Origin of the sequence: Martelella sp. UBA3392 (assembly GCF_002358775.1) — a bacterium.
In the GTDB taxonomy this organism is placed as follows: Bacteria; Pseudomonadota; Alphaproteobacteria; order Rhizobiales; family Rhizobiaceae; genus Martelella; species Martelella mediterranea.
The window spans coordinates 1-214 of record NZ_DEPM01000049.1 but is presented as its reverse complement, the minus strand read 5'-3'; the positions used below and the strand labels follow the sequence as shown (position 1 = coordinate 214).

General features: G+C 62.6%; 1 protein-coding gene. It reads right to left on the bottom strand.

All coding sequences use genetic code 11. The features are described from left to right. A partial coding sequence (locus B4E36_RS03715; RefSeq protein ID WP_345900000.1) for an NADH-quinone oxidoreductase subunit I occupies nt 1–214 on the bottom strand: 214 nt, incomplete at both ends.

Below are 214 nucleotides of genomic sequence, written 5' to 3'. Positions count from 1 at the left end.
TAGTACAGTTCCTCGCGCGTCTCGGTGGCGAACTCGAAATTCGGCCCCTCGACGATCGCTTCCACCGGACATGCCTCCTGGCAGAAGCCGCAATAAATGCACTTCACCATGTCGATATCGTAGCGCACCGTGCGGCGGGTGCCGTCATTGCGGCGCGGGCCGGCCTCGATGGTGATCGCCTGCGCGGGACAGATCGCCTCGCACAATTTGCAGG